The sequence below is a fragment of the Candidatus Profftia tarda genome (assembly GCF_904848675.1).
In the GTDB taxonomy this organism is placed as follows: domain Bacteria; phylum Pseudomonadota; class Gammaproteobacteria; order Enterobacterales; family Enterobacteriaceae; genus Profftia; species Profftia tarda.
Window position 1 is genome coordinate 422,396 of the sequence record NZ_LR890047.1, and the last position, 17,301, is coordinate 439,696.

Here is a 17,301-nt window from a genome sequence, read left to right on the forward strand (position 1 = left end):
CAATCTTTTATGTTAAAAATATCTATATTTTTAGAAAAATATCATTTTTACTTAATATTAGTTTATAAAAAATATTTCATAAAATATATTATATTCATTGAATTTTCTTCTTTTGTTCTTTGATTATATGCTTTAGTTATATTTAGGAGTAATTTTTATCGTTAGGAAATTAAAGTTATTACAGGTTATATATTTTACATCGCACAAGACATTATTTTGAAATTATATAACTGTTATATTGTAATCTTTTTATTTTAGGTTTTGCAGTTTTTAAAAATATAGTTATTTTGATGGGTTACTTTAGATTTCATGACTGATCTTCTTTATCCCAGTCATGCATATACTGATGATGCATCTCGCATTCGAAAATATCTTCTAATTCTCTATGGGCTTCTTTTACTCTTGAAATTTGTGTGATACTCTTATTATTTTGAGGAATTAGTTCCCGTAGTATTCGCATATCTAGTCGCCGGAAGTGCTGCTCAGCCCGATGAGCCTGATCTGAATTCATACCTAGTTCTATCAATGCTTTTCTGCCTAAATATAATGCGCTAGAAAATGTCTCACGACTGAACTGATTTACACCAGCTATTAGGAGTTCATACGCTTCAACGCGGCTGCGTGCTCGTGCTAATATCTTTAGGTGAGGGAAATGCTGTTGGCATAAATTTACTACTGCTAGCGTGTCTTCTGGTGTATTACAGGTTATAACAATAGCAATGGCTTTTTCAGCACCAGCAGTACGCAGTAGTTCTAGTTCTGTAGCATCTCCATAATACACCTTATATCCATAACGATGCATCATACTTACCGTGCTTATATCACGTTCTAAAACCGTTATTTTAATGCTATTCATAATTGATAAGCGCCCGATAATCTGACCAAAACGACCAAAACCAACTATAATTAATTGAGTATTTTCATTGTCCTTGCACGTATCTTCTTTACTTTTATTCGATGGGTTATAGCGTTTTTCTAGGATTTGATCGACCATCTTCATCATGAAAGGGGTTGTCACCATGGAAAGGGTAACAATTACTAGCAATATTTCCATGTGATTTGCTTTAAGCAACTTCTCAATTCTGGCTGCGGAGAATAGCACAAATGCAAATTCACCACCTTGGCTTAGTACAGTTGCAAACTGCATGCGCATAGAACTACGAATTCCAGCAATGCTGGCTAAAATATATAATATACCGCCTTTTACTGTAATTAACATAATTACCCCGAGCAATACTTCTGGTAACCTGGTATATAAAACTCCTAGATTCAACGCCATACCGACAGATATAAAAAATAACCCTAAAAGCAAGCCCTTAAAAGGCTCTATAGCAATCTCTAATTCTTGCTGAGATTCACTTTCTGCTAGTAGGACGCCTGCTATAAAAGTGCCCATAGCCATTGAAACACCTAAGCTCTTCATAAAGATAGCCGACCCTAATACCACTAATAATGCTGCAGCAGTAAATATTTCACGCACACCAGTAGCAGTCATATAGCGAAAAACAGGTCGCAATAGATAACGCCCGCCTATCAGCATTCCTAGTAATGCTCCTACTTTTATTGCTATAAAAGTCCAGTTAGTATTTTGAATACTAGAACGAACTAGTACAGGAATTAATGCTAATGCAGGAATAACAGCTATATCTTGAAATAGCAGCACCGATAAAGCAAGTCTCCCACCTTCATTGCGATCCATACCTTTTTCTTGCATTGTTTGCAAGGCCATAGATGTTGATGACATCGCTAGACCAATTCCTACGATAACAGTAGCTTGCCATGAAAAATCTGCCAGTGATAATAGACTGCTAAGAATGGAGGCAGTGATAAAAACCTGTCCGGCTCCTATACCAAAAATAGAGCGTCTCAGAGCCCAGAGTTTGCTTGGTTTAAGCTCTAAGCCAATCAGAAATAGCAGAAATACAACTCCTAGCTCCGAAAAATTAAGAATCTCATCTACATCTCGAATAAATCCTAAACCCCAAGGTCCTATTGCAATACCTGCAATTAAAAAACCAAGTACTGTACCAATGCCAATTCTCTTAGCTATTGGCACAGTTGCTACTGCTGCAAACAAAAATAGCATTATAGCCGGCAAGAGTGAGCTTTCTTCATGCATGAGCTAAACTACCTACAGTCAAAGATGATGCGAGGTATTTCCTGTATAATTTAGTATAAATTTTTAATGTATTAGATTTTAATATTAATCTCCAATTTGCTGCTATTCGGAGCATCCAATATATGCACCAACATTTACTATTAATGAGTCGTAATGATTTTAAAAATATTTTTATTCTGTATGTATGATCTCTATTTCTTTTGTGGATCATTTGATTACTCCTATAGATACCATGCTATGCTAATGCTTTTAGCAGAAAATAACTCGACCATACTATGAATAAAAGAACACAATAGAATATGCTCTAATCCCTAATTCAACATAGCAGGACAGCTATGGTTATATATAATATTAAAAATAATTATCTGTTTTTGCGCAATATTATTGGCTTAGATTGAATGTCACGAAAAGCTTATGATAGTGCAGATAAAAAGTATTATAATAATCTAAGTTAACAGACATTTGTTAGCTTGAGTAACATCTCATCTGTACCTACTATTGTAATTCTCCATGAGGTATAGCAAGAATATGTTACATATTTCTAATATGTATTAATCTTCCAACGCGTATTTATTAATAAATATTAAATTACTTTGCATATATAATTCAAAATTGATAGTTTGAGTATCATGAATGATTATGCACATGCATAAGCATTATAAAATGTACATAATTTAACATATTTTTTATCAATGTCGCTTTATAATTGTATTTCATCTCTCTTAATGCTCTATATTCGTCTCTTTTATAATCCAGGAATTATAGGCTAAGTTTAATTAAAGATTTCCTTATTAAGTAAATCGCCATAGAAAATTAACTCTTCTGATATTACTTTCAAATTTTTATTAATTACTTATGTAGGAAGATTGGAGTTATAGCGGTTTTATTGAGGGTAGGTTATATAATAAAATTAAATTTATCGATTTAATAATGATAGTATATTCTTAATATTTTAGTTTATTTCTATGGATCTAGCAAGTACAGGCTTAAAAAGCCTAATCGCAGGAGGAGAGTAGCATAATGCAATGTTTCCTATTTATATCATGAATAATATTCAAGCATATCATATCTGTTCTAGGAATCTAATTTGCATGTGCATATCTTTGATAATTAATCTAATCAAGTAAAGAAATAAGTAAGGTACTTTGTAAAGGATCTCTGATACATTTTAAATGAGCTGAACGTTTTCTGTGTATTAAAGGCTTGCTAAATAGGTAAGTAGATAAACAAAAATATGCGTATCTGATCTTATCTAGTTTAAAAGTTAATGAAATAGCTATTGATTTCATCCTAAAACCATATGCTCTATAAGAGCATCAATCAAATCATATGATTCTCTGTGAGAATCAAAATATATTATATATTTGCAGCATATGATTATCTATATAAGCAGGATGCAACTGCATAATTCCTGCAATAATCAGCATGTACAGTCAACCGATCATAATTTATTTTAGTAAAGAAAATCAAGTATCTCTTTTTAGTTCTAGTGAATGGAGAAGATGATTAAAAATCATATGTAATATGCAAGTAGTGATATTAGAACATTAAATTATTAATTTAATTAAGATTAAGCAAGTTATTAAGTTAAATTATCTGAGTTCTATCTGCTAGCGCTAAATATGTTTGTAGTTAGCTATTGTAAATAAAAAATACTAAAAATCCATCTAATTACTTTAGTAAAATGTTTAGGACACTTATTATTATCTTGATTAAGGAAATTAATTATTGAGCATCATAAACTGTTGTGCCTGCTTCCCTAGTTATTTTCTGTCTTATCTTTATTGATATGCTTATTCAAGGTACTCTCATTAGGTAAAAAGAAAATTTCTGAGTACTATAGTATTTTCAGTATTTCTATTACTAATTTATAGATTTTAATAAACCCTATATGAGATCTATTACGGGTGCATGATCAAACCCATATTAATGCTAAAATATTTTAGGGCGCATGGTTTATGATTCCGTATTACTGATAACTTCTGCTTCTTTTAATATATAGATATGATTTAAGATTTTAACATTGAGCAATTGCATATCATATAAATTCTTATCAACAGTAGATTTATATCATTTAATGTGCCCAAGTATAGGGAAATACCAAGAAAATATTCGCAATAAATCAGGAAATTGTTATTCACAATAGTATTTCTTATTCTTTAGTACAATCAAACTTGATTTTATCTACGATAATATCATGAGGATAAGATCAGATCAGATCAGATCAGATCAGATGAATTTATCATGTAATAAAAGTATGTCAGCAAATATAGTTTGCATATTAATCTTGAGTATAGTTTATATAACACATGCAAACTATTTTAAGATAAAACTTATATTTTAAATATATTACAAATTATGTCATAAATAGTTCAATACAGTTAATAAATGATCTATTAATTTTTAATATTGTACAGCATTCGATCAATTAAGAAAAACAGTACAATAATAGGTGAGTATTATATCAATCAATATAACCTCATAGCTAAATAACATATTTTATATTAAGGTGAATATATTTCAAATAGATGATGCTTTTGGATTATATATGGGTATTAATAATTTTACTAAAATACTAATAGTTATACTATTTATAAATTAGTTACTAGAACTCACTAATATCATAAATGTTATATGTTACATAGATATTATGTTTTAATATAATTTACTATTTAAATAATAGCTCTTAAATTATACTGAGTGTATTCTTTATAAGTTTATAAATACTAACCGGTTTTCTTGATAATCATTTATTACTCATAATATTTAAAAAGAAAATATATCAATGAAAGTTCAAACATGCATATACAAAACTACTTCTTCTATTTATAGTACGATTATTATTAATAGTATACTTGACTGCTATTTTATATTTTATTATGTATTTAACAACTTTACTCTTACAATTATAAGCCATAGATATATTTTCTAATATTATTATTTAGCAAATATCTTCTCAACAATTATATAAATAAATATAAGACATAAAACTGACTTATACCATATATTTGTAGAGGCAATATTGACTTTTAAATGGATTTCATAGATATTATCTGCAAAGAGAATATCTATGAAATAGTTATGAAAAATAACTTGAATATAAGCTAGATAGTTTAAATAATTGCATCTTTATTATGATTATTTATCACTCCTATTCATACGTTATATTACAATAATATCTCCTTCTAGTAGATATCAACGGATTATGTAGATAAAAGAGAGACATATGATCATTTTATGATATGAAATAAAGATAGGATTTTTTATTGCTATAAAAACAAAAGGTATATACAGAACTTTTATAACAATGCTGCATCCGTATATAATGTGAACATAGAAAGATTTATTCTAGTGCAATAAAATCATTATTATCATTTGTATCTTTTTCTATCATATATTTTTGGTTTTTAAATATTTTTATGGTTACTGTAAGTATATAATATTTTTAGTTTCTGCTAAAGAATATATTAATATAATCAACTATTTAATTAATTATTATATTAATTTCATTTAATTACTCATATAACCTAACTTTATATTATAATTAAAATATAGAGTTAACCTAAATAAATATAATATTTAGATTAGATTTTGGTTTGTGTTAATAATTAATAATTATATTATTACAATTTATGGTTCAGGATATTAACAATGGTGAGCAATATTATATTAAGTTCAAGTAAAGATTATATCATTATCAGTTTATCAAGGTACTTTATTTAGTAAGGTTAATTAATCAATATATATTGTCGCATATCTACTTAATAAAATTAACTTATTGAGTATATTATATACCAGAGATGTACTATATGTACATATACTGTCGTTCTTTTCTAAGAAGATAAATTTATTAGGATAATTATTTAGAACACTCATAGTGTTTATGATATCTTTTTATATTTTATCTTTCAATAAAAGATTAAGAATTATTAATTTAATTATTTTAAAATAAAAGATGATAATTAATTCTATTTTCTGGCATGTATTTAATTTTTAAATTAATCATAAAAGATGATCTATTTCAACTTCTAATTATTGAAGAACATACGATATGAATCTTATGTGCTTCAATAATTAGATAATTGCTATAAACTATATCCTCTATGTAAATTGTGTGCATTCTTTACGCATGACTTCTAGAACTGATGATGTTGCTGGCATTACCTCATTCCACAGTAAGAATGAATAGGCAGCTTGTTCTACTAACATACCTAAACCATCAGCTAGCTGTATTACACCTTGTGTCTTTGCCAAGGACAGGAACGGTGTTAATCTTTCTTGATAAAAGATATCATAGCACGCAGTATTTTTATTAATTATTTCAAAGGGAATTTGCGGAATTTCATTATAAATACCCGAAGATGTTGCATTGATTATAAGATCAAATCTCTCGTCTTGTAGTTTACTAAAATCAACAGAAGTAATTTTTTTTCCTAAAGCACTAAATATTTTGGATAGTTCTTGTGCACGAGTATACGTTCTGTTAGTAATGATCAGCTCACATCCCAGCGATAATAGTGGTTGTATTATACCGCGCGCTGCACCACCAGCACCTATTAATAAAATTTTTGTTTTAGGAAAGACCATACCTAAACGCTTAATATCACTCAATAGACCAATACCGTCAGTATTATCTCCTAGCAATCTGCCATCTCTTAAAACCTTTATCGTGTTAACAGCTCCTGCTAATGAGGCTCTTTCACTTAATTCATCTACTAGTTTATATGCCTGTTCTTTAAATGGTATCGTGATATTTGCTCCGGATCCACCGCAAGAAAAAAATGACTTAATGCTTTTATCAAAGTTATCAGTAGAAGTTAGGTGAGCATTATAACTCAGAGCAATTCCCGTCTGTTCGGAAAACATCTTATGTATTCTTGGTGATTTGCTATGCTTAATGGGATTACCAAAAACCGCAAATTGTTTCATTTGTATTACCCTTGCCTAAATAATTGGTTAGTTAAAGCATCGCGAATTTCAGATGGTTGTAGACTTGTACCAACTGCTTCATCAATTAAAAGCAAATCATCACCAAACTGTAAACGAACCTCTTGCGCAGTACGGCAAGGCTTTAGACCGCTCAGATTAGCACTGGTTGAAACGATAGGCTTACCAAATTCTGAGCACAGTATTTGGATGAAGGAGTAATGACTAACTCGTACTGCAATCGTAGAAAAATGACCTATTAACCATCTAGGGGTCGTTATTTTAGCAGGTATTATCCAAGTAATAGGTGTTTCATTATAAGAAAATAATTGTTCGATTTTTTTTTCTGATAATTTTGTACGATCAATATATGGCAGTAATTGCTCATATTTTGCTGCAATAAGAATTAACCCTTTCCCCCATGATCTCTTTTTTAACTCTAATAATGCATGCACAGCTGTTTCACTATCAGGATCGCAACCTAGACCAAAAACAGACTCAGTAGGATAAGCTATAACCTTTGCATTTTTTAATGCTTGTACCATACTTTTTAGCGATGATTTTTGTTTTTTGTTTTTTATTTTTTATTCTCTTAGATGAATTTAGTATATTCTATCGATTATACTGTAGAAAAATATCTGCATATTTTTTATATTTGTTTTATACCTATTCAGGACGAGTAATGGGTTAAAATACTTAAAATATCTTTTGTGTTATGTATTTAATAAACTGCAAAAGTATTCTATTGATTCATCAATCAACTCCTTAATTTAGGTAGCCATCATTATACTCGAACAATAGTGCTTCCATCTGCTTATAAGCATATTCATGACCAGGAACGTTAAAGAGTACCATCAGCACTACCCACTCTACATCCTCAAGATCTAGCTGCTCCGCATCTAGGGCCATCACGCGATCAATAACCATTTCTCTAGTTTCTGGAGTTAATACTTGTATTTGCTCAAGAAAGAGTAAGTACCCTCGGCATGTACTATCCAGGCGCATTACCTCTTCATAGGCATAAATGCGTATTAAATGAGGCTTTTGACATGAAGTGTAAGGTAGTGCATTAGTTTCTTGCATAAAAGCAAGTTTTTCTAACCATCCAAGGGCATTACATATATCTTTTCGTTCAAACCCTACGCTTGTCAAATCATCAGTTAATTTATCTTGATCAACCTGCATGCCTGATGCAGTATGTATATATGTCTCGAATAGGTATATTAATACGTCGAACATGGCTAGCCCCCCTTCAGTTAGACATAGACCGCCGGGATACATATTGAGCTTTATTTATTGTTAATGACATATAGTTAATGCTCTTCTTTAGGCGGCCGCATCTATAGATGTCACCTCACATTCTACGTTAGTGAACAAATCGGTAAACAATAATTCGACTTAGATCTTTCGAAGTAATTACAACTAACTGATTGCCTAACTATATAGTTGAGATAGATCATTATGATAACAGTAATAGAATTCTACTCTTCAAGTATTATAAGATTTTATGAGGCATTTCTTAGAATTATTTCAAGTATCTCGTTATAGTTTTCTTAAGAGTATTTATTATAATGCAGCAATAACTTCTTGCTGTACTATCAGTTTAGCTTTCGCTTCAATGTAAGTATTCATCTTTTTAATTTCCTTAGCAACAATGATCTCAGGCGCATGAGCGAGAAGATTTTTATCAAATATTTTTTCTTCTATTCTCCTGATTTCAGCTTCTATTTTAGTTATTTCTTTTGCTAAACGATCTAGCTCGGTATCCTTATCGAACAAGCTAACCATTGGTATTAGTAGTACTGCGCTATCAACTATTTTAGTAACAGACACTGGACCTATGTCGCCAACAGGTAAGATAGTAATATTTTCTAAATTTGCTATTGACTTAATAAAAATTAGATTTTCCTGCACACGGCGCTGGGCATCATTTTCTAATTCACGCAGAAAAAGTTCTAGTGGTTTATTGAGGGGAGTATTCATTTCTGAACGAATATTGCGTATAGCAATTACTAATTTTTTGATCCAAACTAGATCGTCCGAGGAAATCTTATCAACTTTAGATTCATCATATTTAGGGAATGGTTGCAACATTATTGTATCATCAGTAATACATTTTAAATGCTTTACTTTTTGCCATATAGTTTCGGTGATATATGGGATAATCGGATGTGCAGCGCGTAGCAGAGCCTCTAGTACGGTAATCATTGTGTGACCTGTGCCACGCATTTCAGCTATCGAACCATCTGTCATGGTTGGTTTAGTGATTTCGAGATACCAATCGCAGAACTGGTTCCAGGTAAACTCATACAAAATATTAGCGGCTAGATCGAAACGATATTGATCTAGCGCTGTGCGGTAGGATTTTAACATCTGATTAAATTCAGATAAAATCCAACGATCAGCTCTAGACAGGATTGTTAATCCTGCAGACAGGTTATAATCTTGATTTTTGGTATGTATCAGGACAAAGCGGCTAGCGTTCCAAAGCTTATTACAAAAATTACGGTAACCTTTAAGACGGTTCATATCCCAGTTAACATCACGCCCCGTAGAAGATAGCGCTGCTAAGGTGAAGCGAAGAGCATCAGTTCCGTGTGCCTCAATTCCTTTAGGGAATTGTTTTTGGGTACGTTTCGCAATTGATTCAGCTAGCTGTGGTTGCATCATATTACTAGTGCGCTTCTTAATTAATTCTGATAAAGAGACACCATCTATCATATCTAATGGATCGATAACATTGCCTTTAGACTTAGACATTTTATGTCCTTTTTCATCACGAATAAGGCCTGTTATATAAACAGTTTTAAATGGAATCTGGGGCTTTCCATGTTTATCTTTCATGAAGTGCATACTTAACATGATCATGCGTGCTATCCAGAAGAAGATAATGTCAAAACCACTGGTCAATACGTTTGTTGGGTAAAAAGTTTTTAGTGCTTCTGTTTCTTCAGGCCATCCTAGACTTGAAAAACTCCACAGTCCGGAAGAGAACCAGGTATCTAGAACATCATCATCTTGTTTTAATACTACTGCAGCACTCATGTTATTCTCGCTGCGGACTTCGTCTTCACTTTTTCCTAAGAAGATATTGCCTTCTATGTCATACCAAGCTGGAATGCGATGCCCCCACCAGAGTTGACGAGAAATACACCAGTCTTGAATGCCAGTCATCCAAGAATAGTACATGTTTTCATATTGCTTAGGTACGAACTGTATTTCACCTTTTTTAACAGCTTCTATTGCTCTTTTTGATAGAGGTTCAGTGCGTACGTACCATTGATCAGTAAGCATAGGCTCGATAACAACTCCACTACGATCTCCATAAGGAATAGTAAGAATATGAGGCTGGACTTGCACTAGTAGATCAGATTCTTCACAAGCCCTAATGACGGCGCGGCGAAGTTCAAAACGGTTCATACTACAGAATTCTTGGGGTATATCTGCACTATAAGCTTCGATTTTTTTTCCTTGTGTATCAAATACCTCAGCTTTCTCACGTATTTTGCCATCAAAATTTAGAATATTAATCATAGGAAGTGCATGGCGACGAGCAACTTCATAGTCGTTGAAGTCGTGAGCTGGTGTTATTTTAACGCAGCCAGTTCCTTTACCTATATCAGCGTGCTGATCGCTAATAATAGGAATGCGTCGGCCAATCAAAGGTATTAATGCGAATCTACCATTTAAATTTTTGTAACGTAGATCTGTTGGGTTCACAGCCAAAGCGGTATCACCAAACAGGGTTTCTGGCCGTGTTGTGGCAACTACTATATAATCTTTTCCGTTGTTTGTTTTCTCACCGTCAGCAATCTGATAACGGAGATACCACATAAAGCCATTGGTTTTGCGGTTTTCAACCTCTAGATCTGAAATAGCAGTTTGTAGTTTTGGATCCCAATTTACTAGGCGCTTACCGCGGTAAATTAGATCTTCTTTATACAATCGAATGAATGCTTCTTTAACTGCTTTAGAGAGACAAGCATCCATCGTAAAGCGTTCACGATCCCAGTCAACTGAATTACCTAGACGACGCATCTGATAGGAGATGTTACAACTAGATTCTTTTTTCCAACGCCATATTCTATCAATGAAAGCATCACGTCCATAGTCATGGCGTGTTTTACCTTCTTCAGTTGCTATTTTGCGCTCGACAACCATTTGAGTAGCAATACCAGCGTGATCGGTGCCTACCTGCCATAGTGTATTTTTGCCTTGCATTCGCTGATAGCGGATCATTATATCCATAATAGTGTGCTGAAAAGCATGTCCCATATGTAGATTTCCAGTAACATTAGGAGGTGGTATCATAATACAGAAACTTTCTTTACTACTATCGTCATTTGGCCTAAAGTAACCCCGCTGTTCCCAGTGTTTATAAAGTGTTTGCTCAATGTTTTTCGGATTATATGTTTTTTTCATAGTGCTTCTTTTCTGGCTCTTATCAATCAATGTGATTGGTGCGCGGCTTAATGTAATTATAATAAAGCTCTAAGTAGTATTTATAGTGGTCAGTTGCTAACTGCTTTCACATTTTTCAGAAGGCACCAAGTCTAATTGCATCATGAAAGAGGTTATAAAATGTGTATATTCATCATCTAGGTAAATCATAAATTTATATTATATATGTCTACCTGGTTTCCGGATTTATAGCTCTACTAAGGCTATATCTTTGTATTCTGCGCACTAGCTATATTATCCGGTAAGAATACATATGATTAGAAACCAGTAATGCTTTATCCAGTTTTATTATCTTCGCTTGATATTGTAAATCAATAAGAATTCTCTTATACATCTTCATTGTTGACAGTTAGAGTAACATGCCAGATCTTTTATAATATCTAATGTGCTACTCAGGTTGCTTGTATTCAAAAACAGAGGATAACCTTCTTAATTAAGTTGTATTCATATGAGTACATGCAAAATTTATTAGATTATTAAAACAAAAAAACTTTTTCTAAACACCAATATGCAAGCAGTATCATGAAAGCTACCTGATTTGATACTAATATTTTAAGCATTCTTATCTATACTTAGAGCAGCACGGTTTAATAGAAACTGAGATAACATAGCGATAGGTCTTCCTGTAGCACCTTTGGAGTGACCAGGCCGCCATGCAGTACCTGCTATATCCAGATGAGCCCAGTGATATTTTCGCGTAAATCTAGATAAAAAAGAAGCTGCAGTGATAGCACCTCCAGGACGCCTACTAATATTTGCCATATCAGCAAAGTTAGAATCCAGGTAATCTTCGTATTGATCCACGATAGGTAAACGCCAAATATGGTCACTAGCCTCTTCTGATGCTCTAATTAATTCTGAAGCTAATAGATTATTATTCGTCATTAGCCCAGTTAAACCGTGCCCCAAAGCTATTACGCATGCTCCAGTCAGTGTTGCAACATCAATAACTACTTCTGGCTCGAAGCGTTCAACATAGGTCAGAACATCACAAAGTACTAAGCGACCCTCTGCATCGGTATTAAGAACTTCAACTGTTTGGCCACTCATCGTGGTTAAAATATCGCCCGGACGATAAGCATTTCCATTGGGCATATTTTCGCAGCCAGCTAGCACGCCAATAATATTTAGTGGAAGTTGTAGCGCAGCAGCTACCTGCATGACGCCGTAAACGGACGCAGCTCCACACATATCGTATTTCATTTCGTCCATATTTTCTGAAGGTTTAATAGAAATACCTCCTGAGTCAAAGGTCAAACCTTTGCCAACTAATACTATCGGTTTATCGTCTGAATTTATTTTCCCTTGATAATGTATGACTGACATTATTGATTTATTCGTAGATCCTTGTCCTACAGCTAGATAAGCATTCATACCTAGCTCTTTCATTTTTTGTTCGCCAATCAAAATAGTACGAACTTTAGGACTAAAGGTATCTGATAATTGGCGAGCTTGCAAAGCTAGATATTCTGCATTACAAATATTGGGCGGCATATTTCCAAAATCTTTAGCTACTTTTATACCGGATGCAATTGCTAATCCATGTTTTATAGCGCGTTTGGATATAGTTAATTCAGAGCAACTTGGGACGTTAAAGATAATTTTATTCAGTATACGGTGTTGCTCTGCTTGATTGTTTTTAAACTCTTTAAAATTATAAATAGTTTCTTCAATCGTTTCTACGGCTAGTCGCACTTTCCAATAAATATTGCGTCCCTGGACATGTAACTCCGTTAGGAAACAAACCGCTTCTGTCGAGCCCCTGTATTGCAGCGTGCGGATAGTTTTCTGGATGAGTTTTTTGTATTGAAGTTCTCTAAGCTCGTTTTCTGTACCGCATCCGATGAGTAATATGCGATCTGAGAGTATATTGGGAACGTTGTGCAATAATAAAGTCTGACCAATTTTACCCTCTAATTCACCACGTCTTAGTAGTGCACTAATATAGCCGGCGCTAATTTTATCTAATTTTTCTGCTATTGGTGATAGTATGCGTGATTCGAAAATACCTATGATCATACAGGCGCTAGATTGTTTTTCTGAGTTACTGCTTTGTACACTAAAATCCATGTATTCTCCTGAATTTCAAATATAGCTGCTTAATGCGTGTTTATTTAAAATATTGCTTCTTATGTGTATTAGATTAACTATCATCATTTGATGACCATGTAAGATACAGTTCTTAACTTCCTCTCTTATCATCATAATTGGCGGTTATATCTCAGGTACTGAGATATGCTAATTGTTTTAATGCTAAGATATTATATTACCCTATAATATGATATGAAATCACGTAATTTTATGTGTAGTCATTACGACATTTTATAATGAGTTAAGATTAAAAAATATATTATAAGTCTAATCAATCATCTAAATTTTATTTTGACTATCAAACAATATTTAGAATTTATCGATAATATAACATGAAGACTGGGGATCACTTAGCAGATTAGAAAATATATTTTTGGAGTTGTTACTTAAGTATATGATACTAGTCTTATGTAGAACAAATTTTACTTAACCTATAAGGATTTTAATATTTTATTATTATTATATATTTTCCAGCCAAGTGCACATTAATTAAATGTAATGATAAATATGGTATATTATATTTATTAATATTATTTTATTGACTAAGTAAGGATTATAAGTAAGACAATATAACAACAAATATATAAATTAGCAGTTATATGCCATTACTATTTATTAAACTATTTATTTTTTATTTATAAATGAGGTATTAGAACATAATAATACCGACAGTATTCTAATGCTTGCTGTGCTATATTTTGAGATGATCTAGGGAATATTTTATATAAATATTGTATGATGTTAATACATAATCTTCTTCCATAGAGGCTATTTATAACATCAATAAGTATGGATTACTAGTTTTCGTAAAGGATCCTTTTAATATTCATATCTTGGATATATTATTATAAGTTTTATTAAAAATATTATTTTTATCCAAACATAATATTCAGATAATTTAAAGAGAAAAGAACATAGTTGCTGATAATGATCAAGAGATTATTGATGATTGAATGACTTATTAGTAGTCATGGAGTGATATAATATGTATTTATTTTTCTTTTAGTTAAAGATAATGACACAATTATTTTTGTTATTTGATAAATCATAGCTACTGATTACTATTTTTAAGTATATTATTTTCTTACATCATTTTATTATTTTGATTAATAATAATTCCTATTATCTTATAAAAGATATTTTTAATTATCTGATATTTAGAAGGTATCATTGAGAAAACTATTTCATGAAACTATGATTATGATGCCCTCGATAATATTCATTAAATAAGAGGATATTACAGATATAATCTATTTTCTGCAAAAGAAAAATTTCTACAGGCGAAATAATAGTGATTATCATTAGATACTTAGTACGTGAAACATTAAAGAGTCAAATCGCCATTTTATGTATTTTGTTATTAATTTTTTTTTGCCAAAAAATGGTACGAATACTCGGGGCAGCAGTTGAAGGAGAAATGCCAACAAATCTAGTATTATCTCTCCTTGGTCTAGGTTTACCCGAGTTAGCTCAGCTTATTCTGCCGCTTAGCTTATTTCTTGCTTTATTAATGACTCTAACTAAACTTTATAATGAAAGTGAAATTGTTGTTATGCATGCTTGTGGTTTAGGTAAGGAATCACTCATTAAAACTGCAATGCTTCTTGCCTGTGTTACTGGATTTTTTGCATTGATCAACGCGTTTTGGGTATGTCCTTGGTCATCATTCTACTCAGCCAAAGTTATTGCAGAGGCAAAGGCTAATCCAGGTTTAGCATCTATGGTGGCAGGGCAATTCCAGACTTCTAAAGATGGTCATTATGTATTATTCATAGGAGATGTACAAGGAAAGAATTTTAAAGATGTCTTTTTAGCTCAGATACACCCCAAAAACATGCAATATCCATCTATTATTGTCGCTGATACCGGACATCTAGAAGTACTTCCAGATGGTGCCCATAAAGTATTTCTAGATACAAGCGCTTGCTATGAAAGTACAGTATTGTTGCGAGGTTTTCGTATTACGAGTTTTGTTGACTATGAAGCAATAATTGGGCATCAAAGTGTACCTCTTAAACCAAGTAATGTAGAACAGGCTTCAATGAAGACGCTATGGAATTCCAAAGAAAATGATTTTCGTGCTGAGTTTCATTGGCGTATCACTTTAGTATTCTCCGTATTTGTTATGGCACTTATGGTAATTGGATTGATCGAACTTAATCCGCGTCAAGGAAGAGTGTTGAACATGCTACCTGTCATGTTGCTTTATTTAATCTTTTTTTTAATACAAAGAACCCAACGCTCAGAGGCTGCCGCAGGAAAAATTGATCCATTAATTTCGTTATGGATAGTAAATGGGTTCTACCTCGTGCTAGCTATTGCTTTAAATATCTGGGATACCTTGCCTATGCGTAGAATCCGTGCACGAATCACTAGGCAGGGAGAGTACTGATGCTTAGAGTATTAGACCGTTATATTGGGCGTAATATTTTTACTACTATTATGGTAACGCTATTTATACTTGTCTCATTATCTGGGATAATTAAATTCATTGATCAGTTACGTAAAGTAGGACAAGGAAATTATTCTGTTTTTGGCGCTGGTATTTATGCTTTGTTAAGTGTTCCTAAAGACATTGAAGTTTTTTTTCCTATGGCTGCTCTTCTCGGGGCATTGTTAAGCTTAGGCATGCTAGCACAACATAGTGAATTGGTTGTTATGCAGGCTGCAGGCTATGCTCGTTTGCAGATTGCTTACTCAGTAATGAAAACTGCAATCCCTCTTGTCATTATTGTAATGGCTATTGGCGAGTGGATTGCTCCTGAAGGAGAACAGGCTGCGCGTAACTATCGTACTCAGCAGATGTATAGTGGTTCATTACTTTCTACTCAGCATGGTTTATGGGCTAAAGATGGTACTGACTTTATTTTTATTCAGCATGTTAAAGGTGAGAATAATATTCAGGGTGTTAGTATCTATAGTTTTGATCGCGAACATCATTTACGGAAGTTTCTTCACGCTACTTCCGCTCATTTTGAAGAACATCAATGGAAACTATCACAAGTTGAAGAATCTGACCTTATTGATTCCAAAAGGATTGTAGTTTTACACAAGTTAAACGATTTTTGGCAAACTAGTCTAACTCCGGATAAACTAGGTGTAGTTGCAATGAATCCTGATGCTCTCTCTATAAACGGTCTTTATAATTATGTGAAGTATCTAAAAAAAAATGGACAAGAATCCTCGCGTTATCAATTAAATATGTGGAGCAAGATTTTTACCCCTTTGTCTGTTGCAGTTATGCTGTTGATTGTTCTTTCTTTTATTTTCGGCCCACTGCGCAGCGTCTCGATGAGTGTAAGAACATTAACCGGTCTTAGCTTTGGTTTTTTATTTTATGTCTTGGATCATACTTTAGGATCCTTATGTTTAGTGTATAGTGTGCCACCTATTTTAGGTGCATTACTACCAAGTATTTTATTTTTACTGATTAGTATTTATATACTTATGAAGAGATCTTAAAATCACTGATTCAGTGTTAGACATCTCTTAGGAATAAATGATAAAATATCTATATATTAAAGAGATATTCTTTTCGTTATAGGATAACTCTATTCTATTGAATTAAATTGATATTTTCTAAAATATGCGATACCATAAACATATATATACTATGACGTAGTGATGCTTCTTGACAATTTTAATATTTTTAATAAGCCATTCTTAATTTATTACCTGAAATAAGACAAAGATCGAGTTAAAAC

8 protein-coding genes are annotated in these 17,301 nt (G+C 32.4%); 2 read left to right on the forward strand and 6 right to left on the reverse strand.

The features are described from left to right. Positions 1-307 precede the first annotated feature (307 nt). The 6 genes from kefB to pepA form a co-directional block, all read right to left on the reverse strand. The gene (kefB, locus tag KTT71_RS01060) at positions 308-2,119 is read right to left on the reverse strand and encodes a glutathione-regulated potassium-efflux system protein KefB (RefSeq protein ID WP_216782631.1); all 1,812 of its coding nucleotides are present in this window, start codon (positions 2,117-2,119) and stop codon (positions 308-310) included. A gap of 4,101 nt (positions 2,120-6,220) precedes the next feature. Next, positions 6,221-7,048, reverse strand: coding sequence for a shikimate dehydrogenase (aroE, locus tag KTT71_RS01065; protein ID WP_216782632.1), 828 nt, complete (start codon positions 7,046-7,048; stop codon positions 6,221-6,223). A gap of 5 nt (positions 7,049-7,053) precedes the next feature. Then, entirely contained in the window at positions 7,054-7,590 is a 537-nt protein-coding gene (gene tsaC, locus KTT71_RS01070; protein WP_216782633.1) for an L-threonylcarbamoyladenylate synthase type 1 TsaC, read from the reverse strand. Between the two features lie 220 nt (positions 7,591-7,810). Then, positions 7,811-8,284: a DUF494 family protein gene (locus tag KTT71_RS01075; protein ID WP_216782732.1), complete on the reverse strand. Its 474-nt coding sequence runs from the start codon at positions 8,282-8,284 to the stop codon at positions 7,811-7,813. A gap of 327 nt (positions 8,285-8,611) precedes the next feature. Next, positions 8,612-11,467 carry a valine--tRNA ligase gene (locus tag KTT71_RS01080; protein ID WP_216782634.1) on the reverse strand — a complete coding sequence of 952 codons (2,856 nt, stop codon included), beginning with the start codon at positions 11,465-11,467 and terminating at the stop codon, positions 8,612-8,614. Between the two features lie 591 nt (positions 11,468-12,058). Continuing rightward, positions 12,059-13,576, reverse strand: a complete 1,518-nt coding sequence (gene pepA, locus KTT71_RS01085; protein WP_216782635.1) for a leucyl aminopeptidase — start codon at positions 13,574-13,576, stop codon at positions 12,059-12,061. A gap of 1,312 nt (positions 13,577-14,888) precedes the next feature. Here pepA and lptF point away from each other — a divergent pair. Continuing rightward, positions 14,889-15,989 carry an LPS export ABC transporter permease LptF gene (lptF, locus tag KTT71_RS01090; protein WP_216782636.1) on the forward strand — a complete coding sequence of 367 codons (1,101 nt, stop codon included), beginning with the start codon at positions 14,889-14,891 and terminating at the stop codon, positions 15,987-15,989. Continuing rightward, a complete protein-coding gene (lptG, locus tag KTT71_RS01095; RefSeq protein WP_216782637.1) occupies positions 15,989-17,059 on the forward strand; it encodes an LPS export ABC transporter permease LptG in 1,071 nt (356 codons plus the stop codon). Before lptF ends, lptG begins: the two co-directional genes overlap by 1 nt. The last annotated feature ends 242 nt before the right edge of the window (positions 17,060-17,301 follow it).